At 65.1% G+C, this 13719-nt stretch carries 11 protein-coding genes; 1 reads left to right on the forward strand and 10 read right to left on the reverse strand.

All coding sequences use genetic code 11. The annotated features are described in order from the left end of the window. Positions 1 to 81: 81 nt before the first annotated feature. From AQ611_RS11860 to AQ611_RS11900, 9 genes are all read right to left on the reverse strand, one after another. Positions 82 to 1095 carry an aromatic ring-hydroxylating dioxygenase subunit alpha gene (locus AQ611_RS11860; protein ID WP_059513636.1) on the reverse strand — a complete coding sequence of 338 codons (1014 nt, stop codon included), beginning with the start codon at positions 1093 to 1095 and terminating at the stop codon, positions 82 to 84. Positions 1096 to 1154: 59 nt separating this feature from the next. After that, positions 1155 to 1340, reverse strand: coding sequence for a rubredoxin (locus tag AQ611_RS11865; RefSeq protein ID WP_082709858.1), 186 nt, complete (start codon positions 1338 to 1340; stop codon positions 1155 to 1157). Further along, positions 1337 to 2254, reverse strand: coding sequence for an alpha/beta fold hydrolase (locus tag AQ611_RS11870; protein WP_059513650.1), 918 nt, complete (start codon positions 2252 to 2254; stop codon positions 1337 to 1339). Before AQ611_RS11870 ends, AQ611_RS11865 begins: the two co-directional genes overlap by 4 nt. Further along, positions 2251 to 3369, reverse strand: coding sequence for a fatty acid desaturase (locus AQ611_RS11875; RefSeq protein ID WP_069234633.1), 1119 nt, complete (start codon positions 3367 to 3369; stop codon positions 2251 to 2253). Before AQ611_RS11875 ends, AQ611_RS11870 begins: the two co-directional genes overlap by 4 nt. A 13-nt stretch (positions 3370 to 3382) precedes the next feature. After that, on the reverse strand, positions 3383 to 3703 hold the full coding sequence (locus AQ611_RS11880) for an acyl carrier protein (protein ID WP_059513655.1): 321 nt from the start codon (positions 3701 to 3703) through the stop codon (positions 3383 to 3385). Positions 3704 to 3767: 64 nt separating this feature from the next. Next, complete coding sequence (locus AQ611_RS11885) at positions 3768 to 4766, reverse strand: acyl-CoA desaturase (protein ID WP_059513658.1); 999 nt, start codon at positions 4764 to 4766, stop codon at positions 3768 to 3770. A 52-nt stretch (positions 4767 to 4818) separates the two neighbouring features. Beyond that, positions 4819 to 5781, reverse strand: a complete 963-nt coding sequence (locus tag AQ611_RS11890) for an acyl-CoA desaturase (protein ID WP_059513661.1) — start codon at positions 5779 to 5781, stop codon at positions 4819 to 4821. Positions 5782 to 5839: 58 nt separating this feature from the next. Continuing rightward, a complete protein-coding gene (locus AQ611_RS11895) occupies positions 5840 to 7651 on the reverse strand; it encodes a fatty acyl-AMP ligase (protein ID WP_069234634.1) in 1812 nt (603 codons plus the stop codon). A 324-nt stretch (positions 7652 to 7975) separates the two neighbouring features. Then, positions 7976 to 9292 carry a YbfB/YjiJ family MFS transporter gene (locus AQ611_RS11900; RefSeq protein ID WP_231935837.1) on the reverse strand — a complete coding sequence of 439 codons (1317 nt, stop codon included), beginning with the start codon at positions 9290 to 9292 and terminating at the stop codon, positions 7976 to 7978. 149 nt (positions 9293 to 9441) lie between these two features. Between AQ611_RS11900 and AQ611_RS11905 the strand changes: the two genes are divergently transcribed. After that, positions 9442 to 10389: a LysR substrate-binding domain-containing protein gene (locus AQ611_RS11905; RefSeq protein ID WP_069234635.1), complete on the forward strand. Its 948-nt coding sequence runs from the start codon at positions 9442 to 9444 to the stop codon at positions 10387 to 10389. 396 nt (positions 10390 to 10785) lie between these two features. On the opposite strand, the gene alaS is transcribed toward AQ611_RS11905, so the two are convergent. Beyond that, on the reverse strand, positions 10786 to 13410 hold the full coding sequence (gene alaS / locus AQ611_RS11910; RefSeq protein ID WP_069235279.1) for an alanine--tRNA ligase: 2625 nt from the start codon (positions 13408 to 13410) through the stop codon (positions 10786 to 10788). Positions 13411 to 13719 lie beyond the last annotated feature (309 nt).

Consider the following 13719-nt stretch of genomic DNA (forward strand, 5'->3'; position numbering starts at 1 on the left):
CTCGCGCCGCCCGCCCCGCCCAATCACTTGACGCCTTCCGCCTGCGGCCGGCGCGATGCGCCGAGCCGCCTCAAATGGTGACTACTTCGCCTGCGCGACGTCGACCGACTGCTCGGCCGCGACGAGCCGATCAAGCATCGCGCGCGCGACGAACGATGGCTGATCGACGACCAGATGCACGATGGGCGCGTCTTCGCGCCAATTGTTCTGCTGCGCCTCGGTCACCACTTTGTCTTCCTGGATCGTCGAATAGATCTGCTTGCCCGCCATCTCGGTCAATTCAGCGTTATCGATCAGGAAATCCCGATGCAGGCCGAGAAACGCATGGCAGCTCTTCTCCGTTTCGGGTGTGAAGATCGTCGTCGTGTACAGCCGGAATGCCGGGCCTTGCGCGCCGCCGGGCGGCCGTGCGATGGTCTCGATGCGCACGTTGCCGACCGGCCAGAACACCATCTCCTGGGTACGGTCGATGAACTCGAGCTTCATCAGCTTGTGCAGCAGCGGCGAATTGCGCTCGCCGTGCGTGGTGCGCGAGACGCGCACTTCGTGATCGTTGCTCGTGAACACGGGCGGCGTCGTCGCGATCGCGTCCGAGCCGATGGTCGACTGATGGACGAACGCGATATGCGACAGATCGAGCAAATTGTCGACGCCGAGCCGATAGTCGGTGCCGATGTGAATGTATTGCACCTGCCCGGCGAACTCGGGCGACGCGCAGATCGAATGATCGGGAATCGCCGCTTCGTCGAGCAGCGCCGGATCGCCCATCCACAGCCAGACGAACCCGTGACGCTCGCGCGCCGGATAACGTTTCACGCACGCGCGCGTCGGGATCGTCGCCTGACTCGGGATATACACGCATTGCCCCGTGCCGTCGAAACGCAGCCCGTGATACCCGCATTCGATTTCGTCGCCCTTCAGCCGGCCCATCGACAATGGCACCTGCCGATGCGCGCAACGGTCGTCGAGCGCCGTCACTTCGCCGTCGCTGCGCCGAAACAGCACGACCGGATCGCCAAGCATCGTCCGTGCGAAAAGCGCGTGCGTGATTTCAGCCGAGAGTGCCGCCACATACCAAGCATTCCTGATGAACATCGCTACCTCCTGGCAACATGAATCGACACTGCTCGCCCGTTGGCCGCAGCGAGTGCCGTTCAGATCGATATCATTTCGAAATCCTCTTTTCCAACGCCGCATTCGGGACAGCGCCAATTGTCCGGAATCGCCTCCCAGCGTGTGCCGGGCGCGATGCCGTCCTCAGGCGAGCCCGCCTCTTCCGAATAAATCCAGCCGCATACGAGACACATCAACGTTCGCATTTCCACAGTAGGCGTGCTCATGCGATTCGCTCCTCCAGATTCGACATATGCTGTTTCACGAATGCAAAAATCCGCTCGCGCACTTTCGCATCCGACAGGATGCGGCCGTGCCCGCAGCCCGGCATCGGCTCCAGCGTCGCGTGCGCCAGACCTTCCGATACCCGCTGCGCCTCGCAATACGGCACGACCGGGTCGTCGGGATCGTGGACGATGAGCACCGGCGAATCGAGCGCTCCGCCGCGCGCCGGAATATCCCAATGACTGACGGGCACGCCGTTGCGCACGAGCAGCTCGGCGTAGATGCGATCGACGATCGGCCGCGGCAGCGCCATGTCGTTCTGCGCCCAGCGTTCGAGCACGCCGGTCAGCGCGGCGGTGGGCGCGATCAGCACGACACAGCGCGGCCGCACGCCGCGCTCCGCGAGTGCCGAAATCGCCGCGATCGAGCCGAGCGAATGCGCAATGACGACGTCCGCACCGCCGACCGCATCGAGCACCGCGCCCGTCGCGCGCGTGAAACGCGTCATCGTCGTATGCTTGCCCGGCGAAATGCCGTGCGCGGGCGCATCGAACGCGACGACCGACAGCCCGAGCGTCTGCATCGGCTTGACGAAGCCCAGCATGCTGCTGCTATCGGTACCCCAGCCGTGCACGAGCAGCGCGCGCGCCGCGCCGCCGGGCCAGCGATAGGCGCGATCGATGTCGGGATTGCCGGCGATCTGCATCGCCCGCGCGCCAAGCGGCACGCGATCGCTGACCGGCAGCCCATAGCCGCGCGTGAAGCCGAACGCGTCGGCCGCGCGCCGGCCCGCGGCCCTGGGCGCCAACCGGTAGAGCGCGCGATAGCCGTACTGCGTGATGCGCTCACCGAACGACGGCGCCTTGGCCGATACGCGCGCGATCGGCGAAATGTCGGCGGTATCGGCCGCCGTCATTGCTGTGCTCCCGCAGCCGCCGCGGTCGTCGCGCCCGACGCCGGAGACACCGGCACCGGCTCGCGCGACAGGCTCCGGTAATAGCCCGACTCGGGGTCATAGAAGTGGCAATAGCGGATCACATGCCACAACTCGCCGAAAGAAAAATCCTTTTCGCGGATCATCCCCGGAAACGCCGCCTTCAGCGCCGCCTGCGCCTTCGGCAGGTTGTAGAACGGCACGATCGGCGCGACGTGGTGCGCGGTGTGCACCGAGATATTGTGCGTGAGGAAGTGCAGCCACTTCGGATAGCGGAAATCCGTCGTGACGAGCAGCCGGCTGGCGTTCGGCGTCCAGTGCTCGGTAGGCAGGAACGGCACGTCGTCCGACGTGTGATGCATCAGCGTCGTCGCGCTGAACCACGCATGGATCGCGAACCAGGGCGCGACGAAATACAGCAACGCCCCCGACACGCCGGTCAGCGCGATCAGCACCGGAAAGTAGATCGCCGAGGCGATCAGCACGAACGCAAGCGAGCGCTTCACGTCGCGCCGCATCTCGCGCTTCGGATAGAAACCCGGCCGGAAGCCGGATTCCTTCCAGTAGCTGATCGTGCCCATCCAGAAGAGCCACTTGCGCGTACCCGCATATTCGAGCCGTTTGAGCAACGACATCCGGTCGTACAGCGGCGCGGGAATCGGCCGCCAATCGGTGTCGAGTTCAAGCCGGTTCGTATTTGCGTGATGCAGGTTGTGCGTATGCCGCCATGCATGAAACGGATACAGCAGCGGCAGCAACGCGACGTGCCCGACAATCAGGTTGAGCGTGCGCGATCGCGAGAACGAGCCGTGGCCGCAATCGTGCGCGATGCAATGCAGCCCCCACCCGCCCAGCCCCGCGAGGAGCCACAGCGGGATATAGAACAGCCAGTGCGGCGCATACGCCACACCGACGATCGCGCCGGCATACACCGCGTAGCTGACGAGGAATCCGAGCAACCCGCGCGCGACGCTCGGCTCGTACAGCGATTTGGGAATCGCGTCGGCAAGGCGCACGCCTTCGAGCGCCTTCGATTTCTTCAGGAATTCGTCGAAGCTCGGCGGCGGCGCGCTTGGAATGGAATAAGTCGTGGCCATGTGGTTCTCCCGTTCACGCCTGCTCAAGGCCCAATTCGGTCGCGAGATAACGTGCGAGGTCATCGATGCTGCCGTGTTCGAACAGCAGCGCCGGCGACAGCCGCTGCTCGACGACCTTCTCCAGATCGCCCGACACCTGCACCGCGACGATCGAGTCGAGACCATACGCATCGAAGCGCTTGGACGTATCGATCGACGCGCGATCGACCTTCAACTGCTTCGCGAGCCGCTCGACCAGCCAGTTGCGGATCGATGCCTCGGACAGCGTGCCGATGTCGGCGGCCGCTGCCTTGTTCCGGCCGAAGAGGCCGCTCAAAATGCCTGCCTGTGCCATGAATCGACTCCTGTAAGTGAGAAATGAACGAGTGAAACGAACTTGAATGCCGTCATCGGCGCACTCATCGGCGCACGAATGCCTCGGGTTTCTTCGCGAGCCGCTCGATCGCGGCGGGCTCGGGCTTGCGCAATCCATGAACCACGCCGAGCTTGCCGAGCGTCCACAACACCCACGCGCTCAGATCCGGCTCGTACCACTTGACCGAGTGGCGATACGACGCGGGAAACGCATGGTGATTGTTCTGCAGCCCTTCGCCGAACGTGAAGATCGCAACCGGCCAGTTGTTCGCGCTCTGGTCGTCGGTCTTGAACGGACGGCCGCCGAACATGTGGCAGACCGAACCGACGCACCAGGCCGCCTGATTCGCGAGAAAAATCCGGGCGAAGCCGCCGAACAGCAAACCGTTCCATGCCGCGTGCAGGCTGCCGCCGACGAGCCCGCCGATCGCGGCCGGCAGCGCAAGGCCGAGCACGACCCACCACATATACGTGCGGTGGTAGAAAAAGAGCCGCCTGTCGCGCAATACGTCCGGCGCGAAGAACGTCCATCCGGACACGTCCGGCGCCAGCATCCACGGCATGTGCGCATACCAGAGCCCGCGCGCCTTCGCGAGGAACCCGTTGCCGAGCAGGTTCGGCGAATGCGGATCGCCCTGCTGATCGCTGTACAGGTGATGGCGGCGATGCGTCGTCACCCAGAACATGATCGGCCCCTGCGCGGCCATCGATCCGCAAATCAGCATCAGCCCTTCGAACCAGCGGCCGGTTCGAAATGTCTTGTGCGACAGATAACGATGAAAACCCATCGTGATCCCGCCCATATGAAGAAAATAGAAGGCGGCGAACAACACCAGATCGGTTGCGGCGAAATCGCCGAGCGCGAGTTGCCGCAACGCGAGAACGAAGCCCGCGAACGGCACGAGCATCACCGCGAGCGCGGTCAGCCGCTTGATGCGCGCGCCGGCGCCGATCAACGGCGAAACGCCGGGAATCTGCCCGCCGGCGGCGGACAATCCGCCTCCGGCATCGACGCCGGGTGCTACCTGAATCGACGAAGTCATGAGGGTCTCCAAATACGGTCAAAAGGAAGTCATCGAAGGGAAATCATCGAAGCTACCGGGATGAAGACGCGTCGGCGGCCGCCTGTTTCGATGCGTATCGCACATCCGTGACCAGGCCGACGGAATCGAGCAAACGAATGAACCATGCGGACGGATCCAGTTGCCAGAATTCGTGGTCGTTGTTGGCAAGCGCCGGATGGGCGTGATGGTTGTTGTGCCATGCGCCGCCCACCGAGAAGAGCGCGAGCACGCCGAGATTGCGGCTGTGATCGCGTGTCTGGTAAGGGCGCGTGCCGATCGTATGGCACAGCGAATTAACCGCCCATGTCGATTGATCCAACAGGAAAATCCGCGCGAGGCCGCCCCACAGAAATCCGCCCAGCGCGCCGATCCACACATGGCCCGACGGGGCGAACAACGCGCCTGCCGCAGCCGGCAGCGCGAGACCGAGCGCCACCCACCAGCCGTAACGCAAGTTCAGATTGACGATCAGCCGGTCCCTGAGCAGATCCGTCGCGAACGCGTTCCAGTTGTCGCGGCGCACCGTAAACAGCCAGCCGACATGGCCGTGCCAGAGCCCGTAGAGGCGGCTCGCGCGGCCGTCGCGGTTCGCCTTGGGCCGCGGCGAATGCGGGTCGCCGTCCTGATCGGTGAACGCATGGTGCATCCGGTGCGTTGCCGCCCAGAATAGGATCGGCCCTTGCGCGGCCATGCTGCCGAGCACGCCGAGCAGCACGGTGACGATCGGATGCCCCTTGAACGCGCGATGGGAAAAATAGCGGTGCATGCCCGTCTCGACGCCCAACGCGGTCGCGAAATACATGACGGCCAACAACACGAAATCGGCCGCGCGCACGCCGAACGTCCATGTATAGGCGATCGCGAGCACGAAGCCTGCCGCCGGCACGCATACCGTCAGATAGGCGAGCCGGCGCGCGCGCCTGTCGGCGTCGGCGTGCGCGCCGCCCGACGTGCCTGACGCGCTTTGAGAAGACAAAAGATCCGCTTCAGCCATGACAGACTCCGAAGAAAAAGAGCGGAAATGAAGCAGGCGAAAGAGCGTCGCGCATGCGCTACGCGCTTGCGGTGAACACGCGCAAACTGCCCTTTTGGAACGCCTGCTTACATGCTTGCCGACGCACCTTGCCGCTCGTCGTCAGCGGAATCGCGCCCATCGGCCCCAGATGCACGAACGCTGGCGCGACGCCGTGATCGCGCGTCACCGCCCGCGTGATCGCCTCGCGCACTTCGCCCAGTTGCGCGTCGTTGAGCTGTTTCGTGCGCTTGATCTCCGCGACGATGATCAGCGATTCGCTCGTCTCGCCGTCGACCGAGAATGCGACCACGCCGTTCGTGCGGATCGCGTCGTGCGCCTGCTGAACGGACCCCTCGATGTCGTTCGGATAGAGGTTGCGCCCGGCGACGATCACGACGTCCTTCAGCCGCCCGGTGACGAACAGCTCGCCGCGCTCGACGAACCCCAGGTCGCCCGTGCGCAGATAGCGGGTCGATTCGCGCCCGGGTTGCGGCGCGTCGACGGCGAGCGTCGCGGCAAATATGTCGTCGCTGTCGTCGCGATTCAGATACCCGGCCGCGACGTTCGGACCCGCGACCCAGATCTCGCCGATCGCGCGCTCCGGCAACGGCTGCCGCGTTTGCGGATCAACGATGCGCAGTTCATGGCCCGCCGCGACGGGCCCGCAGCCGACGAGCCTCGCCTGGCCGAGCGGTGCGTCCGTGGCGCCCGTGTACGGCAAGCAGATGCCGGCGGCGAGCGCTTCCTTGTCGACGTCGAGCAGCGTGATCGGCTCGCGTCCACGCTTGCCGGACACGTAGAGCGTCGCCTCTGCCATCCCGTAGCACGGCACGATCGCGTGACGATCGAAACCGCGCGGCTCGTATCGCTCGAAGAAGCGTTCGAGCGTCGCGTAGCGGACCGGCTCCGCGCCGCAAAACACGTGCTGCAGCGAGCTGAGATCGAGCGAGGCCGCCTCGGCTTCGCTGATGTTGTCGACACATAAATCGAAGGCGAAATTCGGCGCGACGCTTGTCGTCACGCGATAGTCGTTGATCGCCTTGAGCCACCGGTACGGCCGCTGCACGAAATGCTGCGGCGACAAAATGACGAGCGGAAAACCGCTATAGACCGCAAGCAGCAGCGCTCCCATCAAGCCCATGTCGTGATACGGCGGCAGCCACGTGCAGCCGACGCGATCCGGATCGTCGCCGAGGCGCTCGGCAATCACCGCGCAATTGCTGACGAGATTGTCGTGCGTGACGATCACGCCCTTGGGCTCGCCCGTCGATCCCGACGTGTATTGCAGCAGCGCCGGAAGATCGGCGTCGACGGGCGGCAGCTCCGTTATCTGCTTCTTATATGCATATACATTTTCTTCATCAAAAAATTTTTGATCGATCCCGAGCAGCGCCGGCACGGCCTGCACACCGGCCTGCGCATAGAACTGATTGAGATGCTGCTTCAGCAGCTCGAGCACGCCGGCACCAGCGATGACGATATCCGGGCGCGCATCACGGCAAATCGACGCGAAACGGGCGATGGCCCGCGATCCGGCCGGCGGAAACGACGGCACGGCGGTTGCACCCGCAAACAGAATGCCGAATAAAGCCGCCACATAATTCAACCCCGGCTCAAGCACCAGCAAGACGCGCCGATTATTAAGCGGGTACTGCAAAACGGCATCGCGCACGCGAATTGCCGCGTCATAAAAAGTTTGATAACTCCAGGTAATTACGTCGCCTTCACCATCGCGCAAAAAGATAAAAGCCGTGTGATCAGGCGCCTGCGCGGCGCGCTCGCGGAGAATATCGAGCAACGACGCACGCCGGTCACCGTCGCGTGGCGTGGGGATGACATCGATCGCCATGGAAGCCCTCGGTTGATGTTGTATGCCAGATCCCGGTTCTGGTTTTCCCGGTGCATACGCTTTTATATACGCGAGCGTTAAAAATTCAAAATAAAGTCGACTGATGAACTCTTCTACAAGTCGCCTCTCGCTTTCGGTTGACAGAATAACCCATTCAATGGATTTTCACCAAAAATAATTTGCTCTTTTTAGGTAACAAAAATCCATTCAATAAGCATCCCCATAAATCAACCATATTATTTTTGGGCAACCTAAATTAGCCGGCAGACGATCAAAGTCCAATTACGATCGAGATGCATTCGCGGCACGGCGATGGTGCGCGCCTCACCAACATCGATCAGCGCTTGCCCCACGATAGACAGTTGCCGCAAACCCGGCGGCGGCGGCAACCAGCACCGCCGCTGCGAGCCATAATGCAGGCGAGAACGATCCCGCGCGCGCGGCGAGCGGCGCGGCCACGAGCGGCCCCGCGATCTGGCCCAGGCCATACGAAGCGGTCGCATATCCCATCAGCCCGACCGCACGCTCGCCATACAATCGGCGCGCCTCGCGCATCGCGAACAACGTGATCGCGGTAAAAGGCAACCCGACGAGTATGCTGCCGAGCGCAAATCCCGCGGCCGTCGGCCACACGATGCCGAGCATCACGCCCACGGCCTGCACCCCGCAGCAGGCAGCAAGCAGCAGCCGGTTGTTCCAGTGCGGCGGCAGCTTCGCGCCGAGCAGCGCACCGGCAATCACCGCCGCGCCGAACATCGGCCAGAACAGATCCGGCCACGGCGAATGCGCGGGCAATGCTGCGCGCGCGATCACCGGCAGGAACGTCGCCGTGATGATATAGCCGAAACCCGGCAAACCGTAGAGCAGCACCAGCCAACGCGCATCGCGCCGCACGGCGCGCGCCCGCGCCTCTTGAGGGACGAGAACGGGATGCCCCGCATCGGCTCTTTCTCTATGTGTATGCATCTTATTTGCCTTCGCGTTCATGCTGGCGTGCGCATCGCGTGCGCCGCCGCTCGCGCCCGCGCACGGCGCGAACGTGCGCCACACCGCGGCCGACAACAACGCCGCCACCATCGCGAACTCGCTCCATCCGAGCGCGGCACGCTGCCCGGCCAGCGCCGCCGCAGCCAATCCCGTGGCCACGATCCCGGCGCCCGGCCCGGTATAGATCACCCCACCCCACGCCGGCGCGCCGCATTGCGCGATACGCGTCAATCCCCACTGCGAGGCGAACACGAATGTCCACGCGCTCACCGCTCCCGCGGCAAAGCGCGCGAGCGCCCAGATCCAGAATGGACTGGCCACGCTCATCGTCAGCAACAGCGCGACCGTCGCGGCGAGCCCGCCGCGCACCATCCTCTCGGGCGCAGCGCGGATACGCGCGCAAGTGATCGCGCCGACGAAATAGCCCGCATAGTTCGCGGACGCGAGCCATCCGCCGTGCCGAATATCCAAGCCGCCGCCTGCGAGCATCAAAGGCAGTAGCGGCGTGAACGCAAAGCGCCCGATGCCAAGCGCGACGGCAAGCGCGACCGCGCATGCCAGCGCCGCACGGCGCGCGGCGCTGGCGTCTGGCGCGGCAGGCGGCGAAATGCCCGCCGAGCCAACGGAACCGGTATCGCGGACAGAAGAGAACATACGCATCGGAATCGGCCTTGGGTCCACGTGCGATACGGCGGCGGCAGCCGGCGGCATCGCAGCAACATTCGCATCGGTCCGATGCTAACTTGACGGAACGTTCTCTAAAAATGAATAATTGAGATTCGATTCATTTCCAGGAGAGAATCGTGGATCTGGCCGCCCTCGCGATCTTTCGTGCCGTCGTGCGCGAAAACGGCGTGACGCGGGCCGCAGCGAAGCTCAATCGCGTGCAGTCGAACGTCACCACCCGGATCAAGCAGCTCGAAGAGCAGCTCGGCGCGGCGCTGTTCGTGCGCGACGGCCGCCGGCTCGTGCTGACGCCGGCAGGCCAAACGCTGCTGCCTTACGCGGAGCGTCTGCTCGCGCTTGCCGACGAAGCGCGTCACGCGATTCGGGAGGACAAGCCGCGCGGCCGGCTGCGCTTCGGCGCGATGGAAAGCATGGCGGCCACCCGCCTGCCCGCGCTGCTCGCGCGCTATCACCAGCAATGGCCCGACGTCACGCTCGAACTCGTTACCGGCACGACCGGCCATCTCATCCAACAAGTCCGCGAATTCGAGCTGGATGCGGCGCTCGTCGCAACGCCCGTCGAATCGGCGGTGCTGGGAGAGCCGTTCGACACGGCGTCCGCGTTCACTGAGGAACTGGTATTGCTGACGCCGCGCGGGCATCCGCGCGTGCGCACGCCGCACGACATCCTGTTGCCGACACTCGTCGCTTTCGAGCGCGGCTGCGCGTACCGGGGCTATATCGAGCGCTGGTACGCAGCATGCGGCGTAAAGCCCGCACGGGTGCTCGAACTCGGCTCTTATCATGCGATCGTCGCATGCGTTGCGGCGGGCGCGGGCGTCGCGGTCGCGCCGCGCTCGGTGCTGGCGGTGCAGCGCGAGCCGGACAGCCTCGGCGTGCATCCGCTCGCGGATCTCGCACCGATCGTCACGCGGCTGATCTGGCGTCAGGGCCACCTGTCGGCGGCGCTCGGCGCATTGCGCGATGCACTGGGAGAAGCGGCTGCCGATGCGGCAGCGCTTGCCGAGGTCAAACCGCGCCGCGCCCAAGGCCGGCGGGCAGCGCCCGTTGCGTTGCCGGCCTGAGTCCGGAGCGCTCGCTCGCCGGCGGAATGCGAACCAGCGCAGCGTGCGCCGCACGCATGCCGCGCATAACGCAATAGCCCGCTGGATGGCTTGCCGAATGGCCTGTCGATAAGCGACTGAGGCATCGGCAAACCGCTCATGCGGGCCATATGACGCGGTTATCGGCACTCCAGCCATACGATCGTCGCCACCCCGGCCGGTCCGGCGGCCTGCCGATCGTCATCGGCACACGCGCCGCCCATGCAAACCAACGCGGGCTCGCGCCGCCGCGCGATACGCATCGCAATAGCCGCTCGTTATCGCCCCCAAAAAGGCCCGTCCCTCAAAAGAAAAAGCCGCGATTCGATTCGCGGCTTTTTCTGCACGACGGGCGCACGGCGCCCGATCCGGCGGCGCCTACAGCTTCGCTTCAACCCAGGCTTTCACGCCGGCCAGCGCGGCCGGCAGATTCGCGGGCTCGGTGCCGCCCGCTTGCGCCATGTCGGGCCGGCCGCCGCCCTTGCCGCCGACTTGCTGCGCGACGAAGTTGACGAGCTCGCCCGCCTTGACTTTGTTGTTCGTGCCGTCGGTCACGCCGGCAATCAGGCTGACCTTGCCGCCGTCGACTGCCGCGAGCACGATCGCCGCGCTTTTCAACTTGTCCTTGAGCTTGTCGACCGTCTCGCGCAGCGTCTTCACATCGGCGCCGTCGAGCGTCGCCGCGAGCACGCGCACGCCGCGCACTTCGACCGCCTGCTGCACAAGCTCGTCGCCTTGATTCGACGCGAGCTTCGATTTCAGCGCCGCCAGTTCCCGCTCGAGCGATTTCACCTGGTCCTGCACCTGGCCGATGCGCTGCACCAGTTCGGAAGGCTGCGCCTTCAGCGCGGCGGCCGCGGCATTCACGCGCGCGTCGAGCGCCTGCACATAGTGCAGCGCGTTGTCGCCCGTGATCGCCTCGACACGGCGAATCCCTGCCGCGACGCCGCCTTCCGCGACGATCTTGAAAAGACCGATATCGCCCGAGCGCTGCACGTGCGTGCCGCCGCACAGCTCGCGCGAAAAACCGAGATCGAGCACACGCACCTCGTCGCCATACTTCTCGCCGAAGAGCGCCATCGCGCCGCCCTTCACCGCTTCGTCGTAAGGCATCACGCGCACGATGCCCGGTGCGTTCGCCAGCACCTGCTCGTTGACGAGCGCCTCGACGCGGCGGATCTCGTCGTCGGTCAGCGGCGCGTTGTGGGCGAAATCGAAACGGGTCTTGTCCGCATCGACGAGCGAACCCTTCTGCTGCACGTGCGCGCCGAGCACGTCACGCAGCGCCTTGTGCATCAGGTGGGTCGCCGAGTGATTGCGGGCCGTGCGCGCGCGGCGTTGCGCGTCGATCTCCGCGCGAACCGCGTCGCCCACCTTGAGCGTGCCTTGCACGAGCGTACCGTGGTGACCGATCACGTCGGCCTGAATCTTCAGCGTATCGGCCACCGCGAAGCGCACGCTCGCATTCGCGAGCGTGCCTTGATCGCCGACCTGGCCGCCCGATTCGGCGTAGAACGGCGTATGGTCGAGCACGACGACTGCCTGCTGGCCCGCCGTCGCTTCGTTGACGGCCGTACCGTCGACGAAGAGCGCGGTGACCTTGGCGTCGTCGAACGCGATTTCGTCGTAGCCGTGAAACGTCGTCTTCGCGCCGCTGTACTCGAGGCCCTGCGCCGCCTTGAACTTGCCCGCCGCGCGCGCCTGCTCGCGCTGACGCGCCATCGCGTCGTCGAAAGCCGGCTCGTCGACCGTGACGCCGCGCTCGCGGCACACGTCGGCCGTCAGATCGAGCGGAAAGCCGTAGGTGTCGTGCAGCTTGAACGCCAGTTCGCCGTCGAGCACCTTGCCGCCCTTCGCTTCGAGTTCGCCCAGCGCGGCTTCGAGGATCGACATGCCGTGCTCGATCGTCTCGAAGAAACGTTCCTCCTCCTGGCGCAACACGCTGGTCACACGCGGCCCGGCCTCCTTCAGCTCCGGATACGCATCGCCCATCTCGGCGACGAGATCCGCGACGAGCTTATGGAAAAACGGCGCCTTGCGCCCGAGCTTGTAGCCATGACGGATCGCCCGGCGCACGATCCGGCGCAGCACGTAGCCGCGGCCTTCATTGCCCGGAATCACGCCGTCGACGATCAGGAACGAGCACGCGCGGATGTGATCGGCGATCACCTTCAGCGAATTGTTGCCGAGATCGGCGACGCCCGTTTCGCGCGCGGCCGCGGCGATCAGCTTCTGGAACAGGTCGATCTCGTAGTTGCTGTGCACGTGCTGCAACACGGCCGCGAAACGCTCGAGGCCCATCCCGGTATCGACGCACGGCTTCGGCAGACGCGTCATGTTGCCCTGCGCGTCGCGGTTGAACTGCATGAACACGAGATTCCAGATCTCGATGTAGCGGTCGCCGTCTTCCTCGGCGGAGCCCGGCGGGCCGCCCCAGACGTCCGGGCCGTGGTCGTAGAAGATCTCCGAGCACGGGCCGCACGGGCCCGTGTCGCCCATCTGCCAGAAGTTGTCCGACGCGTAGCGCGCGCCCTTGTTGTCGCCAATGCGGATGATCCGCTCGGCGGGCACGCCGACTTCCTTCGCCCAGATGTCGTATGCCTCGTCGTCCTCGTGATAGACGGTGACCCACAGCTTGTCGGCCGGCAGCTTGAACACCGAGGTGAGCAGCTCCCATGCGTACTGGATCGCGTCGCGCTTGAAGTAGTCGCCGAACGAGAAGTTGCCGAGCATCTCGAAGAACGTATGGTGCCGCGCGGTATAACCGACGTTCTCGAGATCGTTGTGCTTGCCGCCCGCGCGCACGCTGCGCTGCGACGTGGTCGCGCGGGTGTACGGGCGCGTTTCGGCGCCGAGAAACACGTCCTTGAACTGGACCATCCCCGAATTGGTGAACAGCAGCGTGGGGTCGTTACCGGGCACGAGGCTCGACGAGCGAACGATCGTGTGGCCCTTCGATTCGAAGAACTTGAGGAATTTCTCGCGGATTTCGGCGGCTTTCATAGCGTGCGGGGAACGGTCAGGCCAAAACGTATTGAGCGCCGGCGCGCCGGCAAGCGGACGGACGGCGGGCTTCTGAAACGTTCGATTATACGGGATCGCGCCCTTGTCGCGGCCGGCGGGCGTTTCACGCAGGCTCGAGTGGAAACGGCCGACCGCGCCGCGTGGCGCCCGCGAGCCGCGCACGGCGTCTGCGGCCGCTTTTCCGGCGCGACGCCGCAGGTCCGTTGCGACCGCGTTTGCCTTGTCCATGACGCGCGTGCGCGGCTTTCGGCAGGCCGATGCGTTCGCCGCCGCACGCCTGGCTCCACA

Source organism: Burkholderia singularis, from assembly GCF_001718875.1.
Classification (GTDB): domain Bacteria; phylum Pseudomonadota; class Gammaproteobacteria; order Burkholderiales; family Burkholderiaceae; genus Burkholderia; species Burkholderia singularis.

What these genes read in the sequence shown, in the direction of transcription:
- AQ611_RS11875 (WP_069234633.1), bottom strand. Translation starts at nt 3,369, where the DNA reads ATGGCCACGACTTATTCCATTCCAAGCGCGCCGCCGCCGAGCTTCGAC.
- AQ611_RS11870 (WP_059513650.1), bottom strand. Translation starts at nt 2,254, where the DNA reads ATGACGGCGGCCGATACCGCCGACATTTCGCCGATCGCGCGCGTATCG.
- AQ611_RS11860 (WP_059513636.1), bottom strand. Translation starts at nt 1,095, where the DNA reads ATGTTCATCAGGAATGCTTGGTATGTGGCGGCACTCTCGGCTGAAATC.
- alaS (WP_069235279.1), bottom strand. Translation starts at nt 13,410, where the DNA reads ATGAAAGCCGCCGAAATCCGCGAGAAATTCCTCAAGTTCTTCGAATCG.
- AQ611_RS11865 (WP_082709858.1), bottom strand. Translation starts at nt 1,340, where the DNA reads ATGAGCACGCCTACTGTGGAAATGCGAACGTTGATGTGTCTCGTATGC.
- AQ611_RS11895 (WP_069234634.1), bottom strand. Translation starts at nt 7,651, where the DNA reads ATGGCGATCGATGTCATCCCCACGCCACGCGACGGTGACCGGCGTGCG.
- AQ611_RS11885 (WP_059513658.1), bottom strand. Translation starts at nt 4,766, where the DNA reads ATGACTTCGTCGATTCAGGTAGCACCCGGCGTCGATGCCGGAGGCGGA.
- AQ611_RS11890 (WP_059513661.1), bottom strand. Translation starts at nt 5,781, where the DNA reads ATGGCTGAAGCGGATCTTTTGTCTTCTCAAAGCGCGTCAGGCACGTCG.
- AQ611_RS11900 (WP_231935837.1), bottom strand. Translation starts at nt 9,292, where the DNA reads ATGTTCTCTTCTGTCCGCGATACCGGTTCCGTTGGCTCGGCGGGCATT.
- AQ611_RS11880 (WP_059513655.1), bottom strand. Translation starts at nt 3,703, where the DNA reads ATGGCACAGGCAGGCATTTTGAGCGGCCTCTTCGGCCGGAACAAGGCA.